Source organism: Candidatus Eremiobacteraceae bacterium (genome assembly GCA_035314825.1).
GTDB lineage: Bacteria > Vulcanimicrobiota > Vulcanimicrobiia > Eremiobacterales > Eremiobacteraceae > JAFAHD01.
Genome location: DATFYX010000034.1, coordinates 53,568 through 79,787 on the forward strand (window position 1 = coordinate 53,568; position 26,220 = coordinate 79,787).

Annotated in this window: 27 protein-coding genes; 23 read left to right on the forward strand and 4 right to left on the reverse strand. The window is 65.8% G+C overall.

Annotated elements, in window-relative coordinates; all coding sequences use genetic code 11:
- The first annotated feature begins 55 nt into the window (after nt 1-55).
- Genes VKF82_04845 through murI form a run of 3 tightly spaced genes read left to right on the forward strand, consistent with a single transcriptional unit; the run spans nt 56 to nt 3,602 of the window.
- On the forward strand, nt 56-580 hold the full coding sequence (locus VKF82_04845; protein HME81381.1) for a GerMN domain-containing protein: 525 nt from the start codon (nt 56-58) through the stop codon (nt 578-580).
- Nucleotides 577-2,730 (forward strand): N-acetylmuramoyl-L-alanine amidase, encoded by a 2,154-nt coding sequence (locus tag VKF82_04850; GenBank protein HME81382.1) that lies wholly within the window; start codon nt 577-579, stop codon nt 2,728-2,730. Before VKF82_04845 ends, VKF82_04850 begins: the two co-directional genes overlap by 4 nt.
- A complete protein-coding gene (gene murI, locus VKF82_04855) occupies nt 2,727-3,602 on the forward strand; it encodes a glutamate racemase (protein HME81383.1) in 876 nt (291 codons plus the stop codon). The genes VKF82_04850 and murI overlap by 4 nt, the downstream gene beginning before the upstream one ends.
- On the opposite strand, the gene VKF82_04860 is transcribed toward murI, so the two are convergent.
- Nucleotides 3,552-4,211, reverse strand: coding sequence for a hypothetical protein (locus VKF82_04860; GenBank protein HME81384.1), 660 nt, complete (start codon nt 4,209-4,211; stop codon nt 3,552-3,554). The two genes, murI and VKF82_04860, sit on opposite strands and share 51 nt — an antisense overlap.
- A gap of 28 nt (nt 4,212-4,239) precedes the next feature.
- Between VKF82_04860 and VKF82_04865 the strand changes: the two genes are divergently transcribed.
- The 10 genes from VKF82_04865 (at nt 4,240) to VKF82_04910 (ending at nt 13,507) form a co-directional block, all read left to right on the forward strand.
- Nucleotides 4,240-5,016, forward strand: coding sequence for an alpha/beta fold hydrolase (locus VKF82_04865; GenBank protein ID HME81385.1), 777 nt, complete (start codon nt 4,240-4,242; stop codon nt 5,014-5,016).
- Nucleotides 5,017-5,065: 49 nt separating this feature from the next.
- A complete protein-coding gene (secG, locus tag VKF82_04870; GenBank protein ID HME81386.1) occupies nt 5,066-5,431 on the forward strand; it encodes a preprotein translocase subunit SecG in 366 nt (121 codons plus the stop codon).
- Nucleotides 5,431-6,477 (forward strand): ABC transporter ATP-binding protein, encoded by a 1,047-nt coding sequence (locus VKF82_04875; protein ID HME81387.1) that lies wholly within the window; start codon nt 5,431-5,433, stop codon nt 6,475-6,477. Before secG ends, VKF82_04875 begins: the two co-directional genes overlap by 1 nt.
- Nucleotides 6,470-7,606, forward strand: coding sequence for an oligopeptide/dipeptide ABC transporter ATP-binding protein (locus tag VKF82_04880; GenBank protein ID HME81388.1), 1,137 nt, complete (start codon nt 6,470-6,472; stop codon nt 7,604-7,606). Before VKF82_04875 ends, VKF82_04880 begins: the two co-directional genes overlap by 8 nt.
- Before the next feature lie 4 nt (nt 7,607-7,610).
- The gene (locus tag VKF82_04885; protein ID HME81389.1) at nt 7,611-7,994 is read left to right on the forward strand and encodes a DUF4383 domain-containing protein; all 384 of its coding nucleotides are present in this window, start codon (nt 7,611-7,613) and stop codon (nt 7,992-7,994) included.
- A 111-nt stretch (nt 7,995-8,105) separates the two neighbouring features.
- A complete protein-coding gene (gene topA, locus VKF82_04890) occupies nt 8,106-10,280 on the forward strand; it encodes a type I DNA topoisomerase (GenBank protein HME81390.1) in 2,175 nt (724 codons plus the stop codon).
- 93 nt (nt 10,281-10,373) lie between these two features.
- Nucleotides 10,374-11,747 (forward strand): methylenetetrahydrofolate--tRNA-(uracil(54)-C(5))-methyltransferase (FADH(2)-oxidizing) TrmFO, encoded by a 1,374-nt coding sequence (trmFO, locus tag VKF82_04895; GenBank protein HME81391.1) that lies wholly within the window; start codon nt 10,374-10,376, stop codon nt 11,745-11,747.
- Nucleotides 11,744-12,271 (forward strand): ATP-dependent protease subunit HslV, encoded by a 528-nt coding sequence (gene hslV / locus VKF82_04900; protein HME81392.1) that lies wholly within the window; start codon nt 11,744-11,746, stop codon nt 12,269-12,271. The genes trmFO and hslV overlap by 4 nt, the downstream gene beginning before the upstream one ends.
- Nucleotides 12,268-12,993: a hypothetical protein gene (locus VKF82_04905; GenBank protein HME81393.1), complete on the forward strand. Its 726-nt coding sequence runs from the start codon at nt 12,268-12,270 to the stop codon at nt 12,991-12,993. Before hslV ends, VKF82_04905 begins: the two co-directional genes overlap by 4 nt.
- Nucleotide 12,994: 1 nt before the next feature.
- The gene (locus VKF82_04910; GenBank protein HME81394.1) at nt 12,995-13,507 is read left to right on the forward strand and encodes a GNAT family N-acetyltransferase; all 513 of its coding nucleotides are present in this window, start codon (nt 12,995-12,997) and stop codon (nt 13,505-13,507) included.
- Here the strand turns inward: VKF82_04910 and VKF82_04915 are convergent.
- Genes VKF82_04915 through VKF82_04925 form a run of 3 tightly spaced genes read right to left on the reverse strand, consistent with a single transcriptional unit; the run spans nt 13,504 to nt 16,372 of the window.
- Nucleotides 13,504-14,931 (reverse strand): NAD(P)(+) transhydrogenase (Re/Si-specific) subunit beta, encoded by a 1,428-nt coding sequence (locus VKF82_04915; protein HME81395.1) that lies wholly within the window; start codon nt 14,929-14,931, stop codon nt 13,504-13,506. The genes VKF82_04910 and VKF82_04915 overlap by 4 nt on opposite strands.
- Nucleotides 14,928-15,230, reverse strand: a complete 303-nt coding sequence (locus VKF82_04920; protein HME81396.1) for an NAD(P) transhydrogenase subunit alpha — start codon at nt 15,228-15,230, stop codon at nt 14,928-14,930. Before VKF82_04920 ends, VKF82_04915 begins: the two co-directional genes overlap by 4 nt.
- Nucleotides 15,227-16,372: a Re/Si-specific NAD(P)(+) transhydrogenase subunit alpha gene (locus VKF82_04925; protein ID HME81397.1), complete on the reverse strand. Its 1,146-nt coding sequence runs from the start codon at nt 16,370-16,372 to the stop codon at nt 15,227-15,229. Before VKF82_04925 ends, VKF82_04920 begins: the two co-directional genes overlap by 4 nt.
- Nucleotides 16,373-16,550: 178 nt before the next feature.
- Between VKF82_04925 and VKF82_04930 the strand changes: the two genes are divergently transcribed.
- The 10 genes from VKF82_04930 (at nt 16,551) to VKF82_04975 (ending at nt 26,095) form a co-directional block, all read left to right on the forward strand.
- Complete coding sequence (locus VKF82_04930; protein HME81398.1) at nt 16,551-17,393, forward strand: hypothetical protein; 843 nt, start codon at nt 16,551-16,553, stop codon at nt 17,391-17,393.
- 68 nt (nt 17,394-17,461) lie between these two features.
- Entirely contained in the window at nt 17,462-18,874 is a 1,413-nt protein-coding gene (gene hslU, locus VKF82_04935) for an ATP-dependent protease ATPase subunit HslU (GenBank protein HME81399.1), read from the forward strand.
- A gap of 7 nt (nt 18,875-18,881) precedes the next feature.
- Nucleotides 18,882-19,415, forward strand: coding sequence for a peptide deformylase (gene def / locus VKF82_04940; protein HME81400.1), 534 nt, complete (start codon nt 18,882-18,884; stop codon nt 19,413-19,415).
- Nucleotides 19,416-19,431: 16 nt separating this feature from the next.
- Nucleotides 19,432-20,334, forward strand: a complete 903-nt coding sequence (gene fmt, locus VKF82_04945) for a methionyl-tRNA formyltransferase (protein ID HME81401.1) — start codon at nt 19,432-19,434, stop codon at nt 20,332-20,334.
- The gene (gene rsmB / locus VKF82_04950; GenBank protein ID HME81402.1) at nt 20,331-21,665 is read left to right on the forward strand and encodes a 16S rRNA (cytosine(967)-C(5))-methyltransferase RsmB; all 1,335 of its coding nucleotides are present in this window, start codon (nt 20,331-20,333) and stop codon (nt 21,663-21,665) included. Before fmt ends, rsmB begins: the two co-directional genes overlap by 4 nt.
- A complete protein-coding gene (locus VKF82_04955) occupies nt 21,662-22,096 on the forward strand; it encodes an FHA domain-containing protein (protein ID HME81403.1) in 435 nt (144 codons plus the stop codon). The genes rsmB and VKF82_04955 overlap by 4 nt, the downstream gene beginning before the upstream one ends.
- A gap of 25 nt (nt 22,097-22,121) precedes the next feature.
- A complete protein-coding gene (locus VKF82_04960; GenBank protein HME81404.1) occupies nt 22,122-23,225 on the forward strand; it encodes a protein phosphatase 2C domain-containing protein in 1,104 nt (367 codons plus the stop codon).
- Between the two features lie 51 nt (nt 23,226-23,276).
- The gene (locus VKF82_04965) at nt 23,277-24,518 is read left to right on the forward strand and encodes an FtsW/RodA/SpoVE family cell cycle protein (protein HME81405.1); all 1,242 of its coding nucleotides are present in this window, start codon (nt 23,277-23,279) and stop codon (nt 24,516-24,518) included.
- Between the two features lie 58 nt (nt 24,519-24,576).
- Nucleotides 24,577-25,104: a hypothetical protein gene (locus VKF82_04970; protein HME81406.1), complete on the forward strand. Its 528-nt coding sequence runs from the start codon at nt 24,577-24,579 to the stop codon at nt 25,102-25,104.
- A 112-nt stretch (nt 25,105-25,216) separates the two neighbouring features.
- Nucleotides 25,217-26,095 (forward strand): divergent polysaccharide deacetylase family protein, encoded by an 879-nt coding sequence (locus tag VKF82_04975; GenBank protein ID HME81407.1) that lies wholly within the window; start codon nt 25,217-25,219, stop codon nt 26,093-26,095.
- The last annotated feature ends 125 nt before the right edge of the window (nt 26,096-26,220 follow it).

Below are 26,220 nucleotides of genomic sequence, written 5' to 3' on the forward strand. Positions count from 1 at the left end.
ACCGAACAGCCGTTCTTGCGTTGCCAGCGTCGATACGGTAGGATAGGCACTAGACATGAGCTGTCCCCAGCCTCGCGCGAACTCTCTCATCGCTGCCGTCGTGGCGGCGATGCTCGTGTTGGCAGGCGGTTGCACCAAAAAACCGCCGCCGATCGTGCAGCCGCAAGGCCATTTCACCGTCGATTTCGTCGACGCCGGCACCGAAGCGCTTGCCCCGGTCGACTACACGGTCGATCCAAATCTGCACGGCGAAGGCCTCGCCGACTACGCCGCGACCCAGTTGCTGGCCGGGCCGGCCACCGGGCGCGACGCGGTCGTGCTGTTCCCCGCCGGCACGACGCTCAACGTGACGGTCCAGGATGACACGGCGGTCGTCGACATCGAGGGCGCGCTCGCCAAAGCCTATAGCGGCGGCGCCGACGACGAATCGGCGATGTTCAAGTCGCTGGTCTACACCCTCACGAACGTCCCCGGCATCGCACGCGTCCAAGTATTGGTCGGCGGAAAGAAACGCGCGGCGTTGCCCGGCGGTCACATGGAGCTCGACGAGCCGCTGACAAGGGAGTCGTTCGCGCAGTGATCCGCTTGATCACCGGGGTGCTCTGCGCCGCGACGGCGCTGAGCGGGCTGCTGATGGCGCGCGCGGACGCCGCCGGCGTGCCGGTGACGCCGACGAACGCCAAGGTGTACGTCGCGGGCCATGAGGTCGCGTTCGATCATCTCGGCATCGCGTATAACGATCCGGTCGCTCCGGCCGGCGATCGTGGCGTGCGCACGATGCTCGATCTGGTGCAGGCGCAGATCACGTGGCAACCGGGCACGCGCTTCGCCGTCGTCACGCGGGCCGACGGCGTGCTTATCACGCTCACCGTGGGCAGCGCGGCGCTCGCGATCGACGGCACGGCGACCGCCATGCCGTTCGCGCCGTTCTATCGCGACAGCGATCTGTATCTTCCGTTGTTGCCGCTGGCCAAGGCGCTGCAGCTGGGCGTGCGCGGTTTTCGCGGCGGCTATGTGTTCGTGCCGCAGGTGCTCGCCATCAAAGCCCATAGCGATGCGCAGCGCACCGTCGTCGAGATGACGACATCGGCGCCGGCCGCGTACCGGACCTCGTACGACGCGAAAGCCCAAGTCCTCAGCATCATCTTTCCGGGCTTCGGCACCGACGCGCAAGGCACGCAGCCGCTGTCGGGCCGCGACGGGCTCGACATCCGCGTCACCGAAAACGGTCCGCCCGGCTTTCCCACGACCACCGTCGCGATCGACGTCAAGCGCGGCGTGAAGTTCGCCGCGCACCGGGTGAACGGCGCGCCCGCCGTCGACGCCGTGCTCGCCAAGAACGAGGCGGCGCTGCATCTCGATGACGGCACGCGCGCGGTGGGGCATGTCTCGGCGAGTCAAATTCCGACGCCTTTGCCGATCGCCGGCGCGACCGCATCCCCGACGCCGGCGCCGAGCGCGACGCCCCGCGTGAACTCCGTCGCGACGGCTAGGCCGGTCGCGATGGCGACGCCGACACCGCACGGTCGAATAAATTCGACCGCTCCACAAATCATGAATTCGACCGCTCCAGCGACGCCGGTTGCGGCGGCGACGCCGAAGCCGACCCCGACCGCCACGCCGACGCCCACGCCGATCCCAATCGCGTCGGGGTCGCCGACGCCGGGCGCGTCGCCGCAGGTCGAACCGACCGACAACGGCTCGCCCTCGCCGACGCCGACCGCGGTCGAGACGCGCATCACCGCCGTGAGCGCGATCGACATTCCCGGCGGCGGTACGCGCGTGACCTTGACCTTGACCGGCGGGCCCGTGAGCTTCGAGTGGCACCGTTTGGCCGATCCCGACAATCGCTACTGGCTGGACATCAAAGGCGTGACGCTTGTAGGCCCGTCGCAGACGCTGACGTCGGCGCTGCCGTTCGTGAAACAGATCCACGTCACGCAGTTCGCGCTCGATCCCGAGCCCATCGTGCGCATCGCGATCGAGCCGACGCAACCGGTCGACGTCAACGTCGGCCCGGTGGCGCAGTCGAGCGATCAGATGGGCGTCGAGATCGAACGCGATCCTCCGGCGGCGGATGCGCCCAAGGCCGGCGTCGGCGTGGTCGCGTGGATCGTCACGGGGACACCGCCGCCGACGCGCACGCCCACCGAACGCGACCTGGTGGTCATCGATCCGGGCCACGGCGGCAACGATCCAGGCGCCGCGAACAACAGCTATGGCCTGGTCGAAAGCCATCTCACGTTGCAGATCTCGCTGCGCTTGCGCGAGGATCTGCAGCGTCTCGGCTGGCGCGTCGTCATGACGCGCGACGCCGACTACGAGGTCGGCGATCCGAAAGGCGACGATGCGCAGGAGCTGCAGGCGCGTTGCGACGTGGCCAACGCGGCGGGCGCGCGCGTGTTCGTGAGCGTGCACATCAACTCGTCGGTCGCGCATAGCCTCAACGGCACGACGACGTATTACTGGCGTCCCGCCGACAAAGTGTTCGCGCAGACCATCCAGAACTCGGTTGTGGCCGCCGACGGCATCACCGATGACGGCATCAAACGCAACGATTTTTATGTCATCAAACACACCGACATGCCCGCCGTCTTGATCGAGACCGCGTTTTTGAGCAACTCGCACGACTCCGAATTCCTCGCGCGGCCGTCGTTCCTCGACAAGGTCGCACAAGGCATCGCCAACGGCATCATGGAGTTCACCGGCGGACCGCAGGCGCCGCTGTGAGCGGCTCCGCGCGCCGCGCCGCGATCCTCGACTCAGGACTGGGCGGCCTCACCGTGCTCGGCGCACTGCGCGCGCTCGCGCCTGACGTCGACGTCGTGTACTTCGCCGACACCGCCAACGTGCCGTATGGCGACCGCACGCTCGACGATGTCGCCCGATTGGGTGCGCGCATCGTCGAGCACTTCGCCGCGCACGAACCGGCGGTCATCGTCGTCGCCTCGGGAACCACCTGCGCCGCGTTTGATATATGCGGCTGGCCGCGATCGCGCGCGCCGTTCGCCGGCGTCATCGACGCCGGTGCCCGCGATTCGGTGAGCGCCAGCGCGAGCGGCGCGATCGGCGTGATCGCGACACGCGGCACGATCGACAGCGGCTGCTTCGAACGCGCAATCGTGGAGCGCAAGCGCGACGCTCGCGTGACCAACGTCGCCGCACCGGCATTGGTGCCGATCGTCGAGGCCGGCGAATCAGGCAGCGAGCGGGCGCAAGCCGCGGTGAACGCGGCATGCCGGCCGTTCATCGAAGCGCGTTGCGACGCGGTGATCCTCGGTTGCACCCACTTCCCGCATTTGCGCAAATGGTTCGCCGCCGCGCTGGGCCCCGGCGTGCGTCTGATCGACCCGGCGGACGCGTGCGCGGCAGCCGCCGTCGCGCTCTTGCCCGCGAGCCCGCAAGGGTCGGGCCGATTCGTGTGCGAGGTCAGCGGGGACGCATCGTCCTTCGCGTCACACGCGCGCGCCCTCGGCGCCCCATGTCTCGATGCACTCGCGCACGTCGAACTGCGCGCCACGAAATCGGCACACGCAGCGGGCAACGGGCTCCTACAGCAGATGGAAAAGGCGGAAGAAGACCAGCGTGGAGGCGATCGCTAACAGCACGCCGGCGAGGACCTGCGCGACCGTATGCGCGCGCAGGTAGACGCGCGCCCAACAGACCAGCGGCACGAGCGGCACGTACGGCAGCGGTTGCAGCCGGAAGAGCAAGAACATGATGGCGAAGGGTCCTGCGATGCCGAAGGCGTGCGTGCTGATCTTCCAATAGCGCGTGATCACCATGGTCACCAGCGCCGTCGCCCAGTAGCCCCACGCGATGGCGATGATCTGCACCGGCACTTGAGCGACGGTGTATGCGAGCGCGGCGATCAGATCGATCGCGACGATGATAAGGAATATCTTCTCGCGCTCGAAGCGATCGGACATGTCGAAATCGGAGATGCGTCCGGTGACGTACAAGAACAGCAGGCAAGCCAGCGGCGCCACCGTGTAGATCGTGACGGACAGCGCCGACAAGACCCAGAACTCTTTGGTCGAAACAGAGAACGCGTGAGAGACGATGATGAACAACGCGGACGCGCACAAGAAGGGGTTGAAGATCGTCGACAGCGCCTTGGCGAACTCGACGGCAGCGCGATGACCGCGCATGCCGACGACGATGGTCTCAGTACCGCCGGCGACGCGCACCTTCTGCTGCATGAGTGTCATTATACCTGCCGGTGCGAAGCGCTGTAAAGTGACCCCTCGCAAGCGTTCGTTCGACTCCTTCGAGCTGCCGGGCGGCGATCGAGCGGTGCTGCTACTGCACGGCTTTTCGGGCAGCACGGATGAGGTGCGCGAGCTGGGCGCGCGCCTGAACGCGTGGGGATATGACGTCACCGCCCCTGCCCTGCCAGGTCATCGCGGCGACGTGCGCGAGCTCGAGACCGTGACGGACGCGGACTATTTCACGACGGCGCTGGCACAGTTCGATCGGCTCGCACGCGAGCGCGAACGCGTCTACGTCATCGGACTTTCGATGGGCGGCGCGCTCGGGTTGTACATCGCGCAGCACAGGGCGCCGGCCGCGGTGGTCACGATCAGCGCGCCGGTGAGAATGCCGTCGCACGTCTACGGCGGCGTGCACCTGGTCGCGCGCCACCGGGCGAGCGTGCATCTGCCCGTCAACCTCAACGCGTATTTCGGCGGCATCGGCTACCCGACCGTACCGGCCTCAGCGGTGCGGACGTTTCTATCGGTTGTGACGCAGGTTCGGGCCGGCCTCGCCGACGTCCATTGCCCGCTGCTCGTCCTCCATAGCGCGCGCGACATGACGGTGCCGTTCGCCAACGCGGCGCTGATCGACGCGTCGGTCGGCAGTCTCAAGCGCGAGATCGTCGTGTTCGACGAAGGTCAGCATCTGATGACCGTGGGCCGCGGACTCGATGTCATCGAGCCCTACGTCAGCGAGTTTCTCGTACGCGCGGACAGGGAGCATGCGCGGGACAGCCGAACCCAAGCGAAGCCTTCTTGAGTTGGCGGGTTCAAGAATCCGCTGCTACACAACAGGAGTACCTGATCCTTTGCTAGCCATCGTGTATGCGCTGCTGGCGGCACCAGCCGCTTCGGCGCCGACGCCCATCCCGGTGGGCACGATTCCACCCGCCCCGACCAACGTGGTCTTCCACCAGACCCTAGCGGGCCAATATCCTTGGGTGCTCGACGCCCTGCAGATCCTTTTCCTCATCGCGACGGTCGCCCTCATCGCGCTGATGTCGGCGCAGACGACCAAGACCGAAGGTCTGTCGGGCAGCATCGGCGGCCGCGCCGAGGCCGCGTATCATGGGCGGCTGGGCCTCGATCAGCAGATCACGCGCATCACTTCGATCACCGCCTACGCCTGGATCATCCTCGCGGTCGCGTTCTTCGTCGTCACCCGCACGCAATAATGCCGCTGCTGTCCGTCAAGGACCTCGAGGTCACGTTTTCGACCGACGACGGTGTCGTCCGCGCGGTCAACGGACTGTCCTTCGACATCGAGCCGGGCAAGACGTTGGGCATCGTCGGCGAGTCGGGCTCGGGCAAGAGCGTCACCGCGCTCTCGATCATGCGCTTGATCTCGATGCCGCCGGGCAGGATCGAGAAGGGCGAGGTCCTTTTCAACGGCCAGGATCTGCTCAAGCTCGGCGAGTCGCAGATGCGCCAGATCCGCGGCAACAAGATCGCGATGATCTTCCAAGATCCGATGACCAGCCTCAACCCGGTGTTGACGGTCGGCGATCAGATCATGGAGACGATTCAGCAGCACCAGCACAAAAGCCGCGCCGAGGCGTACAAGCGCGCGATCGAGATGCTCGAGCTGGTGCGCATCCCCGAGCCGGAAAAACGCATCAAGTCCTATCCGCACCAGTTCTCGGGCGGCATGCGCCAGCGCGTGATGATCGCCATGGCGTTGTCGTGCGATCCCGAGCTGCTCATCGCCGACGAGCCGACCACCGCGCTCGACGTCACCATCCAAGCGCAGATCCTCGACCTCATGAACGATCTGCAAAAGCGCCTCAACTCGGCGATCATCATGATCACGCATGATCTGGGCGTGGTGGCCGAGGTGTGCGAAAAAGTGCTCGTGATGTACGGCGGCAACATGGTCGAATACGGAACGACCGAACAGATCTTCGCCGAGCCGAAGCACCCGTACACCTTGGGATTGCTCGATTCGCTGCCGCGCCTCGATGAAGGGGGACGCCGCCGCCTCGTCCCGATCGAAGGGCAACCGCCCAATCTGCTGCGCCTGCCGGCCGGCTGCGCGTTCGCGCCGCGCTGTCCCTACGCGCTGCCCGACCACGCCACCATCCCGCCGCCGACCATCGACTTCGGCAGCGGCCACGTGGCGCGCTGCACGCTATATAATGAAGAGCCCGCGCTGAAGATCCGCGCCGAGGCCGAGCGCCTCAAGTTCGCGAGCGCCGCCGCCAAGGAGGCCGCGCGTGGCTGACGCCCAGCCCGTTGCCACGACCGACGGGGCCCTCGCCGCATCTCCCGAGCCGGACCCGAACGCGATTGTCGAGGTCCGCAACGTCAAGAAGTACTTCCCTATCACCGCCGGCGTGTTCTCGCGCCACGTGGCCGACGTCAAGGCGGTCGACGACGTGTCGTTCGCGATCAAGCCGGGTGAGACGCTGGGCCTGGTCGGCGAGTCGGGTTCGGGCAAGACGACGATCGGACGGTGCATCTTGCGGCTGCTCGAGCCGACCGGCGGCCACATCTTCTTCGAGCGCGAGGACATCACCGGGCTGCCGCAATCGCCGCCGCTGTGGGACCGCAACGCGCCGAACATGCGCACGCTGCGCAGCAAGATGCAGATCATCTTCCAGGATCCGTACGCCAGCCTCAACCCGCGCATGACGGTCGGCGACATCATCGCCGAGCCGCTGCAGATCCACGGCATCGGCGGGCAGCCGCATCCGAGCAAGCAGCAGCAAGAGCAGCGGGTCAACGAACTGCTGCGCACGGTCAAGCTCGCGCCGTACCACGCCAACCGGTACCCGCATGAGTTCTCCGGCGGCCAGCGCCAGCGCATCGGCATCGCGCGCGCGCTCGCGGTCAACCCCAAGTTCATCGTCGCCGACGAGCCGGTGTCGGCCCTTGACGTGTCGATCCAAGCGCAGGTCGTCAACTTGCTGCAGGATCTGCAGCAGCAATTGGGCCTGACGTATCTGTTCATCGCCCACGACCTGTCGGTCGTGCGCCACATCTCCGACCGCGTCGCGGTGATGTACGTCGGCAAGCTCGTCGAGCTGGCGGACCAAGACGAGCTCTATAAGCGGCCGCTGCATCCCTACACGCAATCCCTGCTGTCGGCGATCCCGATTCCGGACCCACGCGTCGAAGCGCGGCGCGAGCGGATCATCTTGACCGGCGACATACCTTCGCCGGTGAATCCTCCCAAGGCATGCCGCTTCAACACGCGCTGCCCGATCGCGTACGAGCGCTGCTTCATCGAAGAGCCGCTGCTCAGGGACTATGGCGCGCATCGCGTCGCGTGCCACAAAGTGGAAGAACTCGGCGGCGAGCAGCCCGACATCACCAAACGCACCGCCGGGGCGGCTGTCCCGACTGTCTAAGAGCGTGGCAAAGGCTTTCGCTCTCATCTTCGGCGTCATCTACACGATCGTCGGCGTCGCCGGCTTCATCCCCGGTATCGGCGGAACGCTCGGCATGGCGCCGAGCACGCTGCTCGGCCTGGGCGCGGACATCAACCTGGTCCACAATACCGTGCATCTCGCGCTCGGTTTTTGGGGGCTGTGGGCGGCAAGTGACGAGTCGCGCGCCGTCGCCTACTGCCAGATCGCCGGCGTCGCGCTGATCCTGTTGGGACTGCTCGGATTTTTCTTCCCGACGGGCTTCGGCATCGTGCCGTTGGGCGGCAATGATCCGTGGATCCACATACTGTCGGGCGTGTTGCTCGCGTACGCTGGCTTCATGCGCCCGGGTGCGCCGGCTCGAGCGTAAACGGCTCACAAACCGCGTCCCGTATTTGACGGCCTTGACGGGGTGGTGTATAGTAGGGAACGTTTGAGCGACTGTCCGGGCTGTCCCGGACCGCGCGACATCGGAGCACTATTGTCAAAATCCCTCATCATCGTCGAATCGCCGGCCAAAGCTCGCACTCTTAAGAAGTTCCTCGGTTCTCGCTATCAGGTCTTGCCCTCGGTCGGCCACGTTCGGGATCTGCCTAAGAGCCGGCTCGGCGTCGACGTCGACCTTGACTTCAAGCCCACCTACGTCACCATCAAGGGCAAGGGCCCGGTCATCAAAGACCTGCGCTCCGCGGTCAAAAAAGCGTCCCATGTCTACTTAGCGACCGACCCCGACCGGGAGGGCGAAGCCATCGCCTGGCACCTGGCCGAGGTGCTCAAGCTGCCGGAACCCCGGCGCATCGAACTCCACGAGATCACCAAGAGCGCCGTCACCGAGGCGCTCAAGCATTCCGGGGCGATCAATATGGACCGCGTCGACGCGCAGCAGGCGCGCCGCATCCTCGATCGCCTGGTCGGTTATAAGATCTCGCCGATGTTGTGGCGCAAGATCCAAGGCGGGCTGTCGGCCGGCCGCGTGCAGTCGGTCGCGGTCAAGCTCATCGTCGATCGCGAGCGCGAGATCGACGCGTTCAAACCGCGCGAGTATTGGACCGTTTCGGCGCGGCTATGGCCGCACGGCCACCACGACGCCGAACACACGCTGGTTGCTGATCTCGTCAGCGTCGACGGTAAGAAGCTCGACAAATTCGACATACCCAATGAAGGAGACGCCACGCGCTTGGAAGCGCGCTTGGCGAAAGCGTCCTATAGCGTCAGCAGCGTCAAGACGCGCGAGGTGCGTCGTTCGCCGTCAGCGCCGTTCACCACGAGCACGCTGCAGCAGGAGGCATCGCGCCGCCTCAAGATGCGCGTACGCCGCACGATGCAGATCGCGCAAGGGCTCTACGAAGGCGTCGACGTCGGCGAGGAAGGCACGACCGGCCTCATCACGTACATGCGCACGGACTCGACGCGGCTGTCGGGTCAGGCGATGGATCAGGCGCGCGAGTACATAAACCAGACGTTCGGCGCGGAGTATCACAACGGCAAACAGTTCAAGGTATCCGCGGATGCGCAGGACGCGCACGAGGCCATCCGGCCGACCGATGCCAACCGCACGCCCGAGAAGCTCAAGCCGTTCCTGGATCCGTCGCAGCTGCGTATCTATCGTCTCATCTGGGAACGCTTCGTCGCGAGCCAGATGGCGCCCGCGGTCTACGATCAGACGACCGTCGAGATCGCCGCCGACGGCTGCGGCCTGCGCGCGACCGGCACCGTGCTCAAGTTCGCCGGCTATACGAAGATCTACGAAGAGTCGCCCGATGAGGACGCGACCGAAGAAGACGAGCGCAAGAAGCACTTGCCGCCGGTGGAAGAGGGCCAGGCGATGGACCTGCGTGCCATCATGAAGGCGCAGCACTGGACCGAGCCGCCGCCCCGTTACACGGAAGCCTCGCTGGTCAAGACGCTGGAAGAGAAAGGCGTCGGCCGCCCGAGCACGTACGCGACGATCGTCGACACCATCCAGCGCCACTACGCCAAGCTCGAACAGCGCCGCTTCTCGCCGACGCCGGTCGGCATCATCGTCAACGACGTGCTGGTCGAGTTTTTCCCGGACATCTTCAACGAGACGTTCACCTCCGAGATGGAGCGGCGCCTGGACCGCGTCGAGGAGAAGAACGATAACTGGGTGTCGCTGCTGCACGACTTCTACGCGCCGTTCTCCAAAGATCTGGCGCGCGCCGAAGAGTTCTTCCCGAAGATCGAGATCGTGGAAGAAGAGATCGACGAGACCTGCCCCGCGTGCGGCCGGCCGATGAAGATCAAGAACGGACGCTTCGGCAAGTTCATCGCGTGCACGGGCTATCCGGAGTGCAAGACGACCAAGCCGATCGTGAAGGACTCGGGCGTCATCTGCCCGCGCGACGGCGGGCGCATCTTGGAGCGCAAGAGCAAGAAGGGGCGCATCTTCTTCGGCTGCGAGAAGTACCCGGCGTGCGACTTCGTGGCCTGGGATCCGCCGATCCAAGGCTCGGCGTGCAAAGAGTGCGGTGCGTTCCTGGTGCGCAAGTGGGGCCGCAACGGCGGCCGCGTGGTGTGCAGCAACGATGCGCATCACGATCACGGCTTTGAAGCGCCGCTCGAGGCGTCCACCTCCGGCAACGGCGTCTCGTCCGGTCACATCCTCGAACCCGAACAGGAAAAGCGCTCCGCCTAACCCCGCACCGCCATATCGTCGGTGGAGCGGTCGAATTTATTCGACTGCTCTTGACGTTGCGGGGCGCTGCAGCGTCATGACCGAATGGTGCCCATGATGTCGCAGGGTGTGACCGTCATCGGCGGAGGACTTGCAGGTTCGGAAGCGGCGTGGCAGCTCGCGCATGCGGGCGTCCCCGTGACGCTGTACGAGATGCGCCCGCACGTGCAGACCGGCGCGCACGTCAGCGGGCGGCTCGCCGAGCTGGTGTGCAGCAACTCGCTACGTGGGGCTTCGCTGGAAAACGCGGTCGGGCTGCTCAAAGAAGAGATGGGGCGCCTCGGTTCGCTCATCATCGAGTCGGCGCGTGCGACCTCCGTGCCCGCGGGCGGCGCGCTCGCGGTCGACCGCGAGCGGTTTGCCGACCACGTCGAACGTAGGATCGCCGAACATCCGCTCATCGACGTGCGGCGCGAAGAGGTGCGCGTTATTCCTGACGGCGGGTTGACGATCGTCGCGTGCGGGCCGCTCGCATCGCCGGCGCTCGCTGCGGAGTTGACGCGGCTATGCGGGCCGCAATTGCACTATTTCGATGCGGCGTCGCCGATCGTGGCCGCCGATTCGCTGGACCGCTCGCAGATGTACGAGGCCTCGCGCTACGGCAAGGGCGACGGCGCTGATTATCTCAACATCGGGCTCGACCAGATGCAATATCGCCAACTGGTGCGCGACCTGGTGGACGGCGACAAACACGAGCCGCACGGCTTCGAGGCGGACGCGAGCGGCAAGATCCCGTACTTCGAGGCGTGCCTGCCGGTCGAAGAGATGGCCAGGCGCGGTGAGGACACGCTGCGTTTTGGTCCGCTCAAGCCGGTCGGCTTGGTGGATCCGCGCACCGGCAAGCGCCCATATGCGGTCGTCCAGCTGCGCCGTGAGAATGCGGCGGGGACGGCCTACAATCTCGTCGGATTCCAAACCCGCTTGACCTGGCCGGCGCAGAAGAGCGCCCTCGGCAAACTGCCGGGTCTGCATGAAGCCGAGTGGCTGCGACTTGGGGTGATGCATCGCAACACGTTCGTCGACGCGCCGCGCGTGCTGGCCGAGGACTTGCGTTTGCGCGCCGCACCGCACGTCTTCTTGGCGGGGCAGGTGACCGGCTGCGAGGGCTACGTCGAGGCCGCCGCCACGGGCATCGTCGCCGCGATCAACGCCGCGCGCCGGGCGAAAGGGGACGAGCGGCCGTTCGTGCCTCCGGCGCGGACCGCGATCGGCGCGCTGTTGGCGTACTTGCGCGATGGCACGAGCCATGACTTCCAACCGCAAAACGTCACCTTCGCCTATTTCGAGCAGCTCGAGGGGCCGCGTCTGGACAAGCAGGCACGACGGCGCGCTTTCGCCGAACGCGCGCTGGCCGAGATCGATACGATCGCCCGGGATCTGTCGACGGGCATACCATCCGGGCACAGCTCGGGCATCGAGGTAGCATGATCCGTTCAACCACAATCGTCGGGGTGTTGCGCGATGGACACATCGCGATCGGCGGCGATGGCCAGGTCACGCTCGATAAAGTCGTCATGAAACATCACGCGCGCAAAGTGCGCGCGGTCGGCGGAGGCAAAGTGCTTGCTGGTTTCGCCGGTTCAGCCGCGGACGGCATCACGCTACTCGACAAATTCGAAGCCAAGCTGCAAGAGTTCCGCGGCAACATCACCCGCGCGTCGGTCGAGCTGGCCAAGGATTGGCGCCAGGATCGGTACTTGCGCCGCCTCGAGGCGCTGCTGATCGTCGGCGACACCGAGCATCTCTTCGTGCTTTCGGGCACCGGCGACGTGGTCGAACCCGACGATAACATCGCCGCGATCGGCTCCGGCGGCCCGTACGCCCAAGCCGCCGCGCTGGCGTTGATCAAGAACACTCCGCTAAGCGCAGAAGACATCGTGCGCGAAGCGTTGCAGGTCGCTGGGCGCATCGACATCTACACGAACGACGATATCGCGATCGAGACGCTGTGAGCGTGCAGGTCCGCGCGGACTACCCGCGTCTCGGACCGCTGCTCGCCAGGGCGTTCGACGAGGCGCTGTATGCGACGGTGGGCTCCTGGCCCGTCGTCCTGATCCTGGTCGTGGTGAGCGCTGCTGGCGCCGCCCAAGGCACCGGAGCGCTAGCGCTCAACATATGCACCATCCCCTGGGCGTATTTCGCGGGCGCCAACGCCGTGCGCACGATCAGCCCGGGCTATCGCATGACGGCCGGCACGGTCGGACGTCTGCTGCTGGCCAATATCATCGCTTGCTTCGCCGTGGTCTTCGGGCTTCTCGCGCTCGTGTGGCCGGGATTCTACTTCGGCACGAAATTCTCGGTGGCGCCGGCCGCGATCGCCTTGGACGGGGTGACCGCTGAAGTCGGTCTTCGACGCTCGTGGGAGCTCACGACAGGCCGCTTCTGGCGTACGTTTCTGTTCCTCGTCGTCTCGACCATCGCGATCGCGCTGGCGGTCCTCATCCCCGATCTTGTCGTCATCGTGTCCTGGAAACTGCTCGTGGCGCACCACCTAGTCGCGCCGACAAGAAATCAAGCACTGGCGGTGGGCATCGCAATAATCGCACCATTCGTGATGTATGCGATTCAAACAGGTTGGATCGCCCTGCTGTACTGGTATCGATCGCTCAAAGCGATGGCCGACGCCGGACTTCAAGCGCGGCCCGCGCCGCCGTCGAGCGGCGCCGGAACGTAAGGTGGCTGATCTAGCGCTGGCCACGGAGCGGCTCAGACTCGAGCCGCTCAAGCCTTCGCACGCGCGCGCTCTTTTCGAGCCGATGCGCGACGAGCGGTTATATCGCTACGAAGCCCAACGTCCGCCGAAGTCGGAAGCCGGCCTAGAGCGCCGCTTCGAGCGGCTGGCGGTCGGCCGCGACGGCTCGCAGCTCTGGTTCAATTGGGCCGTGCGCGGCAAGGACGGGCCCTACGTGGGTTTGGTTCAAGCGACGGTGGACGGCAAATCCGCAGTGATCGGGTACGACATCTTCCCCGCATACTGGCGCCAAGGCTACGGCAAAGAGGCTTGTAGCGCGGTCATCGAGCGCGCGCTGCGCGACCTTGGCGTCACGCTCGTAAAGGCGATCGTCGATATCGAGAATCAGGCGTCGATCGCGCTGCTTGAGTCGCTTGGGTTCAAACGGGTGTGGACAGGCCCGAGCGACGACATGCCCGGCCACACGGACCATCGCTACGAGCGCGTATTGGCTTAGGCTTGGGCGACTTCCGCCGCAAGCTTTTGCACAGAGTCCTTCGCGTCGCCGAAGAGCATCATCGTCTTGGGATTCTCATATAACGGGTTGTCGATGCCCGCGAACCCGGGCGCCATGGAACGCTTGAGGACGACGATGTTCTTGGCTTTGTCGACGTCGAGGATCGGCATGCCGTAGATCGGGCTGTTCTGCACGTTGCGCGCCGCCGGGTTGGTGACATCGTTCGCGCCGATGACCAGCGCCACGTCGGCTGCCTCGAACTGCGGATTGATCTCGTCCATCTCGTGCAACTGGTCGTACGGCACGTTCGCCTCGGCCAGCAACACGTTCATGTGTCCGGGCATGCGCCCGGCCACCGGGTGGATCGCGAACTTCACGTCGACGCCGCGCTTTTCGAGATTGGCGGCCAGCTCGCGCACGGCGTGCTGCGCCTGCGCGACCGCCATGCCGTAGCCGGGCACGATGATGACCGAGCGCGAGTAGGCGAGCAGCGTCGCGACGTCCTCGGCGCTTGCCGAGCGTACGGTGGCGCCGCTCGCGGCCGCGGCTGGTCCGGCTTCACCGGTCTTGGGCGCGGCGCCGAACGCGCCGAAGAGCACGTTGGCGAGCGAGCGATTCATGGCGGTCGCCATCAGGGTCGTGAGCAAGGTACCTGAGGCGCCCACGAGGGTGCCGCTGATGATCAGCACCGTGCTGTTGAGCGCGAAGCCGGTGACGGCGACGGCGACGCCGGTGAACGAGTTGAGCAGCGAGATCACGACCGGCATATCCGCGCCGCCGATCGGCAGCACGCCGAGCACGCCGAGCGCCAGCGCTGCCACGACGATGCCGGCGAACACCGGCACCGAGACGTTGCCCATCAGCATGAACGCGGACAAGCCGACCATGACCAGCAGCACGATCGCGTTGACGATCTGCTGACCGGCATACGTGATCGGCCGGCCGGTCATGAGCTCTTGCAGCTTCGCGAACGCGATGATGCTGCCGGAGAAGCTCACCGACCCGATGATCGAGCTCAGCACGATCGGCAACAGTTGCTCCCACGTCGGGTGGACCGTGATGGACATGTTGTCCATGTGCTGCACGGCGGTCAGCTTGATGAACTCGCCGGCTGAGACCAGGGCTGCCGCGCCGCCGCCGGCGCCGTTGAAGAGCGCCACCATCTGCGGCATGGCCGTCATCTTGACTAGCCGCGCTGACACAAGGCCGATCGGCACGCCGATGGCCGCGCCGATGATGATGTCGGTCCACGATATGATGCTCGCGTCGAAGCAGGTCGCGACGATCGCGATCGCCATGCCGGCCATGGCGAGGATGTTGCCCGTCCGCGCGCTGCGCGGCGAGCTCAAGAACTTCAAGCCCAAGATGAACAGGATCGCGGTGACGAGGTAGGCGAGCGAAAGAACGGTCTGCTCTGCGGTCATCGCGGCCGGTTCTCCGTCCTGCCTTTGAACATCTCGAGCATGCGCTCGGTGACGGCGAAGCCGCCGACGACGTTGATCGAACCCAGGATCATGGCTGCTAAGCCGATCGCGTGGCCCGCCACGCCGCCGATCGCCGCTCCTGCGATGAGCATGGCGCCGACGACGACGATGCCGTGGATCGCGTTGGTCGCCGACATGAGCGGCGTGTGCAGCATCGACGGCACCTTGGAGATCACTTCGAAGCCGACGAAGACCGCCAGCACGAACACGGTGATCTGCATCATCAGATAGACGCTCATGCACCAGCTCCTTGCAAACGCGTGCGCACCGCTTCGTTGACGATCTCGCCGTCTCGCGTGACGCACACGCCGCGCGCGATCTCGTCATTCATGTCCAGCGTCAGCGTGCCGTCCTTGATCAGCAGGGCGAGCAGCGCGAGGACGTTCTTGGCGTACAGCATGCTGGCGTGCTGCGGCATCGTGCTCGCAAGATTCGTGGGCGCGGCGATGGTCACGCCGTTCTTGACCACGGTCGATCCAGGTTCGCTCAGCTCGCAGTTGCCGCCGGCTTCAGCGGCGAGATCGACGATCACCGAGCCCGGCTTCATGTTCTGCACGGCGGCCGCGGTGATGAGTATCGGCGCGCGCCGTCCGGGGATAAGCGCGGTCGTGATGATGACGTCCATGCTCGCGGCGGTCGTCGCGATAAGCTCCTGGTCGCGCCGCTGCTGGTCTGCCGCCAACTCCTTCGCATACCCGCCTGCACCCTCGGCGTCTTTCGGCGTCGAACCCAAGAACGTCGCGCCCAGGCTCTCGACCTGCTCTTTGACGGCGGCGCGGACGTCAAAGCCGGTGACGACCGCGCCGAGCCGGCGCGCGGTCGCGATCGCTTGCAGCCCGGCGACGCCGGCGCCCAACACGAGCACTTTGGCCGGCGGCACCGTGCCCGCGGCCGTCATGAGCATGGGGAAGAATTTCGGCAACGCGTCGGCGGCGACCAGAACCGACTTATACCCTGAGACCGTCGCCTGCGACGACAGCGCATCCATGCTCTGCGCGCGCGAGATGCGCGGGATCAGCTCCATCGAAAGTCCGGTGATCTTGCGCTGCGCAAGTTTCGACGCGTACTGCGGATCGGCCAGCGGCTGCAAGAATGCGACCAGAGCAGCGCCTTGCGGGATGAGGCTGAGCTCATCGGGACCGTCCGTCAGCGGCCGCTGGACCTTGACCACGAGGCCCGCGCCGGCATAGGTCTGGGACGCAGTCGGAACGATGGTGGCGCCCGCCGCCTCATAGTCGGCGTCGCGATACCCGGCTGCATCGCCGGCTGCGTGCTCGACCATGACGGCGTTGCCCGCTTTGACGAGCCGCGATGCGGCGTCGGGCGTGAGCGCGACCCGGTTTTCGCCTGGCGCGATCTCCTTGGGTACGACGACGTTCAAGAGAGGCTCTCCCAAAAAAGGCGCGTTCCGAAGAACGCGCTACATGCGTGATCGCTATGCTGTGGCGGATTAGATTCCCGCGAGCACAGGTTTCACCTTGTTCTAATCGGTTCCACAGACTTTCTCTCTTTGCCGGAGGGCGGCTAGCCCGTACCATGAATGCGGAGGCACGAAGAGCATGACGAAACTGACGCTTGTCCTTTCGATCTCGGCGATCGCGGCTGCATGTCTCGCGATCGCCCCCGACGGTGCGCGCGCCGGCGATCCGTGCAGCGACTCGTGCGATATGGCCACGCACGCGGCGTCGATGCACATGGTCGCGATGCAGAACATGGCGGGCATGGACGGTATGACCGCGTCGTCCCCCGCCCCGTCGGCTCCGCCCGCATCGAATGCGACGATGGAGTCCATGCAGATGATGGACGACGGGCACATGGAGCACGGCGGCCACATGCTCATGACGGCGCACCGAACAGCCAACGCCGCCGACCAACAGCGCGCCGATCAAATCCTCGCCACGCTGCGCACGGCGATCGCACCGTTCAAAGACTATCGGGCCGCCGTGGCTGCCGGGTACGTCCAGTTCCATCCCGAGATCCCGCAGCCGATGTATCATTTCACCAACTGGGCGAATGCCGCTGCCAACGTGTTCTCGTTCGATCCTGCGCGGCCGACGTCGTTGATGTACAAGCGCGTGGCGGGCGGCTACGAACTTGAGGGCGCGATGTATACCGCCCCGGAAAAGGCGACCGACGACCAGCTCGACCAGCGCGTGCCGCTCAGCGTCGCCACCTGGCATCTCCACACCAATCTGTGCATGCCGTCGTCGGGCCAGCGCGTCGCATGGACCGGACCGAATGCGCAGTTCGGCCTGCAGGGTTCCATCACGACCGCGCAGGCATGCGCGGCCGCCGGCGGCACGTTCAAACCGGTCATCTACAATTGGATGGTGCACGTGTGGCCGTTCGAAACCGATCCGTCCAAGGTGTGGGCCACCGAGGAACATCCCGGCGCGATGTGACCGGACGCGGGACCTAGTCGGACGTAGCGGAGGGCGTGCTCCGGCGACGTCGAATTGATAGATTTCCCATGGATCCTAAAACACTTACCCCGTCCCGCATCGTCGCCGAGCTGGACCGCTACATCGTTGGGCAGGCCGACGCCAAGCGCGCCGTCGCGGTGGCGCTGCGCAATCGCTACCGCCGCAACATGCTCAGCGGCGAGATGCGCGACGAGGTCATCCCCAAGAACATCCTCATGATCGGCCCCACCGGCGTCGGTAAGACCGAGATCGCGCGGCGACTGGCGAATCTGGTCGGCGCGCCGTTCATCAAAGTCGAAGCTACCAAGTACACCGAGGTCGGCTACGTCGGGCGCGACGTGGAGTCGATGGTCCGCGACCTCGTTGAAGCCTCGATACGCACGGTCCGCGCCGAACGCATCGAAGAGACGCGCGCGGCCGCGCAGGAAGCGGCGCTCGATCGTCTGGCGGATATCATCGACCCGTCGACGCGCATGCCGTCCGGCGATGGCTCGACGCCGTTCTCCGCTCTGTCGGCGATGCTCAGCGGGCAGGGAGGCTCGCGCGCGGTGCCCGAGGCGCCGCCGCAGTCGCGCACCGACGAGCTTGAGCAGCGCCGCGAACGGGTCAAGAGCGAACTGCGCAGCGGGTTTTATGACGTGCGCATCATCGAGATCGATATCGAAGAGCCGCAGACGGTGTTGACCTTCGGCGGCCCGCAGATGGAAGAGATGGGCGGCAACATGAACGATCTGCTCGGTTCCATGCTGCCCAAGAAACGTTCGAAGCGCCGCGTCACGGTCGCCGAGGCCAAGAACATCTTCACGCAAGAAGAAGCGGCCAAACTGATCGACAACGATTCGCTCAAGCGCGAAGCGGTGCGCCGCGCAGAGCAAGACGGCATCATCTTCATCGACGAGATGGACAAGATCGCCGGTCCCAGCCATCAGGGCGGCGGGCCCGACGTGTCGCGCGAGGGCGTGCAGCGCGACATCCTTCCGATCGTCGAAGGTTCGACCGTACTCACCAAGCACGGGCCGGTCAAGACCGACCACGTGCTGTTCATCGGCGCCGGCGCTTTCCACGTCAGCAAGCCGAGCGATCTCATCCCCGAGCTTCAGGGCCGCTTTCCGATCCGCGTCGAGCTCGGCAGCCTGACCAAAGACGATTTCGTGACCATCCTCACCGCGCCGAAGAACGCGCTCATCGAGCAATACCGGCAACTGCTGGCGACCGACGCAGTCACCCTGACGTTCACCGACGACGGCATCGACGCGATCGCGCGATTGGCGACGCTGGTCAACGAACAGACCGAGAACATCGGCGCGCGCCGGCTGCACACGATGCTCGAGCGAGTGCTCGAAGGCGTCAGTTACGACGCCCCGGAGCGCGGTGGCTCGATCGTCGTCGACGCGGAGTACGTGGAGGAGCGACTCGCGGACATTGTGAAGGACCAAGACCTCTCGCAATACATCTTGTAGTTGGTGCATGGCTTACATCAGACGCATCATCTTCGAGCCCGACCCCATTCTGCACAAGGTCGCTAAGAAGGTCACCAACCTTGAGTTGAAGCTGCCGCTCACCCAGCAGCTCATCGACGATATGTTCGCGACCATGCGCGCCGCGCCGGGCATCGGGCTGGCGGCGCCGCAGGTCGGGATCGGCAAGCGCATCATCGTCGTCCATCTCGGCGGCGAGGACGAGACGCCTTACGCGGTCGTCAATCCGGTGCTCAGCGATTTTGAGGGCGAAGAAGAAGCCGTCGAAGGCTGTCTGTCGATTCCGGGCAAACTCGGCGACGTCGTGCGGGCGACGGCGTGCACCGTGAGCGGGCTCGATCGCAACGGCAAGAAGTTCACGCTGCGCGCCGAGGGATGGTTGGCGCGCTGCTTCCAGCACGAGGTCGACCACCTCGACGGTGTGCTGATCCTCGACAAAGCGACCAACATCCGGGATGCGCTGCCCGTAGAGGCGGAAAAACCGGAGAAAGAAGAAGAAGCTCTTCGCAACGTCGGCATCTGAGCAGCCCGCGCGCCGCTTGCGCGTCATCTTCTTCGGCAGCTCCGCGTTCGCGGTGCCGAGTCTTCTCGAAATCGGGCGCGCCCATGACGTCATCGCCGTCTACACCCAAGCTGATCGGCCCGCCGGTCGCGGTTTGAAGTTGACGCCGACTCCGGTCAGAATCGCCGCTGCCGGCGCCGGCATGCCGGTGTTCACGCCAGAAAAGCTCGACGCTGTATTGTGCGAGGCCGCGGCTGTGCTTGCGCCTGACGTGCTCGTGACCGCGTCGTACGGGAAGATCTTGCCGCGCGCGCTGCTGAACGTGCCGGCGCTCGGCGCGCTTAACGTGCACCCGAGCCTGTTGCCGCAGTATCGCGGCGCGACGCCGATCCAAGCGGCGCTGCGCGACGGGTTGTCCGCGACCGGTGTGAGCATCATCTGGATGTCGGAACGAATGGACGCAGGCGACATCGCGCTGGCCGAGACGGTCGCGATCAATCCCGACGATGACTTCGAATCGCTGCACGACCGCTTGGCGCAAGTGAGCGCGGGCCTGCTGCGCTCTGCGCTTGGTGCGCTCGCAGCCGGAACGCTCGGTCGAGTCGCACAAGACGAGACGAAAGCGACGTTCACACGCCCAATCGCAAAAGACGATCTTCGTCTTGCCCTTGATGACGCTTCCCGCAGCGTCAACGTGGTTCGCTCGCTGAGCCCCAAGCCCGGCGCATGGCTTGAGGTCGGCGGTCAGCGGGTCAAAGTCTTGCAAGCGCGCACCGAGGACGGCGCGCACGACGCGCTCGCCGCGCCGGGCGATCTGCTTTCGCTGGACGGCGACGGCCCGCTCATCGCGTGCCGGTCCGGCGCGCTGCGATTGTTGCGCGTCGTGCCAGCGGGCAAGCCGCCGATGCGCGGCGCCGATTTCGCGCGCAGCCTGCGATGACCGCGCGCGAAGTCGCGCTTCGAGCGCTTATGCAAGGCGGCGACGCATCCGCAACGCTGGACCGCATGCTTGTTGAAGCCCGCCTTGACGGGCGCGATCGCGCCTTTGCCACCGAACTCGCCCATGGCACGCTGAAACGTCGTCGCACTCTCGCATGGGCGGTGCAGACCTGCCTGAACAAACCGTTCGACAAACTCGACCGCTTGTTGCAGTGGGTGCTGCTGCTGGGCGCATATCAGATCCTGTATCTCGAGCGCGTGCCGGTCCACAGCGCCGTCGACGAAAGCGTCGCGCTCGCGCGCCGGCTCGGACATGCCGGCCTGGCCTCAACAACCAATGCGGTGCTGCGCCGCCTGAGCCGCGAGCGTCCGCAACCGCCGCTGCCCGCTCCCGAAGGCGGCGCGGTTGCGTTGGGCCTGTACGCTTCGTTGCCCGACTGGATCGCGCAATCGTTCATCGACCGATTCGGCTTCGACGAGGCGGTGCGCATCGGGGCCGGCATCAATGGGCCGCCGCGGCGCGCGCTGCGCACGGACTTGTCGCAATGGACCGATGCGCAAGCGCGCAACGCGCTCGAGCAGGCGGGATTTGAGACCGCCTACGGCCAGCTCGGCATTCCCGAATGCATCGTCATCGAGAACGCATCGCGCGGTGACCGCAAAGTCTTCGAACGCTATATCGCGGACGGCCGGCTCACTGTGCAAAGCGAAGAGAGCCAGTTCGCCGTGCAGCTCCTGGATCCGAAAGCAGGCGAGACGATTCTTGACGTGTGCGCGGGACGCGGCGTGAAGACAGGCATGATCGCAGCGCGCATGAGCGGTCGTGGGCGCATCGTCGCGGTCGACGACGACGCCACCAAATTGAAGGCATTGCAGGCCGGCACCGCTCGTCTGGCCACGCCGATCGCCGTGATCCGCGCCAACGCTCGCGCGGACTATGCGACCGGCATCGAGGCGGGCGCGGACGCCGCACTTGTTGACGCGCCATGTTCGGGTCTAGGGATTCTCGGACGCCGCGCAGACGCGCGCTGGCGCAAGGACCCAGGCGATCCGGTGCGCTTCGGCGCCATCCAGCGTGACGTGCTGGCACATGCCGCGGGCAACGTGCGTCCGGGCGGCCGCCTGCTGTACGTGACCTGTTCGACCGCGCGGACCGAGGACGAGGATGTCGTCGACGCGTTCCTGCGTGGCAACCAAGAGTGGCGCGCCCGGCCGCTCGCGTTGCCCGATGCGTCCGGCGTCACACACGCGGACGGCGGCGTATTGAGTGAGCCAGGCATCAACGGCGCCGACGGATTCTTCTACGCGATGCTCGAACGCGCGCCACGATGATCCAAGATGCGCTCGCAGTACGATGGGAATCGCTGGCCATGGCGCTCGGCGCGCTGGCGCTGGCGCTGTGGGCATTTCGTTCACCGGCCGCCGCGCAGCAGGTCGACCAGCCCGAACACAGCGACGCCGTGGTCTTGCGAGTCCAGCGGCCGGGCCAGGGAGCCGATACGCTTGAGGCTCGCGACGGCTGCCTGCTGGGACGAGGGCGCGATTGTGACATCGCCTTTGACGACGCTAGCGTCTCGAAGATGCACGCCCGGCTGCACGTGGCCGAGGGCGTCGCGACCATTGAGGACCTCGATTCCACCAATGGAACCTTGCTCAACGGCAAGCGCCTGGACGGCATGGCGCCGCTGCGCCGCGGGGACAGGATTGGTTTGGGAACCAACCAAATAGTCTACCTAGGAGCGCCATCTCATGAGGATGTCTAGCGCGCTCCGATAGGAAGCGGTTTCGATGGAGGTCGGCGTAGCCACCGACGTCGGCGCGGGGCAGCGGTCGAACGAAGACGCTTGGAGCGCAGAGCAGCTCCATAAGAACGTCACGCTGCTTGCCGTGGCAGATGGATTCGGTCGCGCCCATGGCGTGCCGGCGGCGACGCTCGTGCTCGAAACCGTCCGCGATGCGGTGCGCCGCGAATTGCGCCGCGCCACGTTCCCCTCCCGCACGCTGAGCCCCACCGATGTCCGCCAGCTCTTGGTGAGCGCCTTCACCGAGGCGAACGACCGGCTCTACCGGCTCGGCGGCGGCAGCGACGACTGCGTCACGACCGCCTCGACGTGCACGGCCGTCCTCATCATCAACGATCAGGCCTTCATCGCGCATATCGGCGACTCGCGCGCTTATCTCTTGCGCCGCAACGAGCTCGTCGCGCTGACCAACGACGAGTCGATCGTGCCCGAGCTGGTGCGCAGCGGCGGCCGCACGCCTCGGCCGGGCAAGGGGCGCTCGTCGCGCCCGCTGCTCATGCGCGCGTTGGGCATCGAAGACGCGGTGGCGGTCGCTCCGAAAGTCTCGCACTACACGCTGCACCAACGCGATGCGATCGCGCTGTTGACGGACGGCGCGCATCGCGCCGTGCCGCTCGCCGATCTGCAGCCGGCACTGACCAACCGCGACAGCGCCGACGCGAGCGCGCAGCGCGTCGTCGCGCTTGCACGCATCGCGGGCGGCGCCGACAACGCCACGGTATTGCTGGCTCGCGACGCGACGGTGCACGGCTCGGCGGCGGATCAGGCGCGCGCACCGCGGCGCCGCTTTACGCTTCGGGCGACGCTGCTCGTCGCCGCGGCGCTGCTCATCATCGCGGCCGCGGGAATCATCGCGTGGTGGTTTAGCGACGGCCATCTGTATCTGACCACCGACGAGACAGGCAAGGTCGTCCTGTACGCAGGCTCACCAGCGAGCGTCTATGGCGTTCCACTGCACGTGACGCGGAAAACCTACGATGTGACGGCACAGTCTTTGCCGCCAGCCGCGCAGCACGAGCTCGAGTCTGGCGTGCGGGTGCGTGGGCCGAGCGCCGCCGACGACTACCTGCGCGCGCAACCCCGACACTAGGTGGATGTAGCAGCACGCTGGGCGGCCGCGCCGGCCCCGCTCCGCTCCCTCATGCCCTTGATCGTCGTGCTGGTCCTGGCGGCGATCGGCTTGGCCCTGCTGTTGCCGCTCAACGGCTGGTATCCGTGGTGGATGCTGATCCTCGCGGGCGCATTGTTCGTCGTCTGGCAGGCGACGCCGCCGGACGCGGTCGAGCACGATCGCGTCATCATTCCCATCGTCGCCGCCATCTGCGCCTTGGGCATCCTCGAGATCAGTCGGATCGATCCATATCTCGGACGCCACCAGACCGGGTCGCTCATCGCCGGCTTGGCGATCGTGGTCCTCGGCCAGCGGCTCTTCGTGCAGTATCGCAAGCTCGCGCACGTCACCTACCCGTGGGTGCTGGTGTCGCTCGCGCTGTTCGTGGCGCTGCACTATTTCGGCCAGGAGGTCAACGGCGCGCGCTTGTGGTTCCACATCGGGCCGTTCAACGCACAGCCGGTCGAGGGCATCAAGCTGTTCATGGTGTTCTTCATGGCGGCGTATCTGGCCGATAAGGGCGAGGAGATCGCCGCCGTGCGCTGGTCAGAGATCGGCCGCTACACGCGGCTCATGCTGCCGCTCGTGCTTGGCTGGGGAGTATCCATCGTCACGCTCGTGCTGCAGCACGATGTCGGGATGGCGGCGCTGTTCTTGGGCATCTTCTTGGTGATGCTGTACGTCGCGGCGCGCCGCCTCGACATCGTCATCGCTTTTCTGATCGTGTTCGCGCTGGGCGCGTGGTTCGCCGTCCACAACTTGCCGTACGTGCAGACGCGCATCGGCGTGTGGCTAGATCCATGGAACGATCCGCTGGGCCGCGGCTACCAGGCAGAACAGGGATTCTTCTCGCTGGCCGCCGGTGGGTTGCTGGGAACTGGGTATCATCAAGGGCATCCCGGGTTCATTCCGGATGCCGCGACCGACTACACCTTTGCGGCGTGGGCCGAAGAGTTCGGATTGATCGGCGGCTTGGCGTTGATCGCGCTCTACACGGTCTTGGTCGTGCGCGGCTTCGGCATCGCGTTCGCGGCGGCCGATCGCTTCACCATGCTGCTGGCCACGGGTTTTTCGGCCACGCTGGGCATTCAGGTGTTCGTGATCGTCGGCGGGGTGGTGGGGCTGCTGCCGTTGACCGGCATCACGCTGCCGTTCTTCTCGTACGGCGGCTCGAGCATCGTCGCTAACCTGATCATGCTCAATTTCTTGTGGCTGTTCAGCCGCGGCTGTGCCGAGCCGTCGAGCGCGCCCGACACGCCAGCCTCGCTCTAAGGGAAATCCCAGCCGCGGCCGGTCACTTTTGGCACCCCGAGTCCGTTACAATGGTGACATGAGAACTCGAATCGTCCTTGCCACCGGCGTCGCGGCGTTTGCGCTTGCGGTGGCGGGCTGCAACCCGTTCCAATCAGTGCAGCTCGACTTGACGCCCAATCCCATCGTCGTCGGCCTGTTGGACACGAAAGCGACGATCCACGCCCACGTCGTCACGCATGGTTTCGGCACAGTGCCGTTCGACAACGTGCAGTTCGCCGTGTACAACGCGAACAATTCGTTGCTGCTCAGCCAGAAAGAGAAGATCGACCAAAGCGGCCGGACCACCACGATGGACCGCGACTACACCTTCCCGATCAACGGCGCCGCGGTGGCGCTGTCCGGAACGAAGTACATCGAAGTTCGCATCTACGATCCCAACGGCAAAGAGCTCGCCGCCCGCAGGCTCGACATCGTCGTGCACGCGCTTAGCGGGTTGACGCTGCCGAGCATTCTCATGCCGAAGGACGTCACGCCGGGAAACGCACCCACGGCACAGCCGTTGCCGGCGAGCGACGCCACCACGCTGCCGACCACGTCGCTCTAGCACTCCACGAGGGCGCGCGCGCGCCGGTTCCGAACGTGCGTACGATATGGCAACTCGACGCCGGAGGCCGAGGCGTCGCCCGCGTCCGCGTCCGTTCCCGTGGCTTCCGGTTGTGCTTGTCGGTCTGATCGTCGCCGCTTCGTGGTGGGGGATCGTGGCGCTCAAGCGCCAGATCGCCGGTTACTACGGGGGCGGCTCGCACGCGCATCAGGCGAAGCAACGCACCTCACAAGGTACCCGACCGCTCAAGCCCGGCCCGCAAGTCGCGCAAAGCGCGCCGCCGGCGTTGCGTCCTGCGGTTTCCGGGACCGGCCCGCTTGCGCCGCCGCACCCGCCGCGCGTCGCGATCATCATCGATGACTGCGGCAACAACTTGCCCAAAGACGAACAGTTCCTACCGTTCTCCGTTCCGCTGACGCTCGCGATCCTGCCGCTCACGCAGCACGGGCGCGAGTTCGCGCAAGAAGCGCAGGCCGCAGGCAAACCCATCATGCTGCACTTGCCGATGCAGCCTCTCTCATCGGATTACAACCCCGGACCGGGCGCGATCACGACGTCGATGACCGATCAGCAGATCATGACGCAGGTGGAGCTAGATCTGGAGTCGCTCCCGCCCGTGCCGGGCGGCAACAATCACATGGGCAGCCGGGGCACGAGCGATCCCCGCGTCATGCATGACGTGCTGGCGGTTTTCAAATCGAAGGGGCTGTTCTTCATCGACTCGGAGACGACCAACGCTAGCCTTGGCGCGCAGATGGCGCGCGAGGCCGGCGTTCAAACCGCCGCGCGCGACGTGTTCTTGGATAACGACGTGAATGAAAAGGCGATCGAAGCGCAGCTGCTCGCCACCGAAAAAGTGGCGCTCGAACGCGGTCAAGCCATCGCGATCGGCCATCCATTCCCCGAAACCGCTCAGGCGCTGTCGGTGATGATCCCTCAGATGCAGGCGGCCGGCATCGAATTCGTCGCCGCTGAAACCCTGGTCAAATAGCCGCATCTCGTCCACAACGCGTCAACACGCGTTCGACACACTGCCGCAATGGCTGCCGGCCGTGTCGTCCTCGCCGATCTGTGCAATCCCCCTGATACCGCCGCCTTAAACGCCTGCGACGAGGC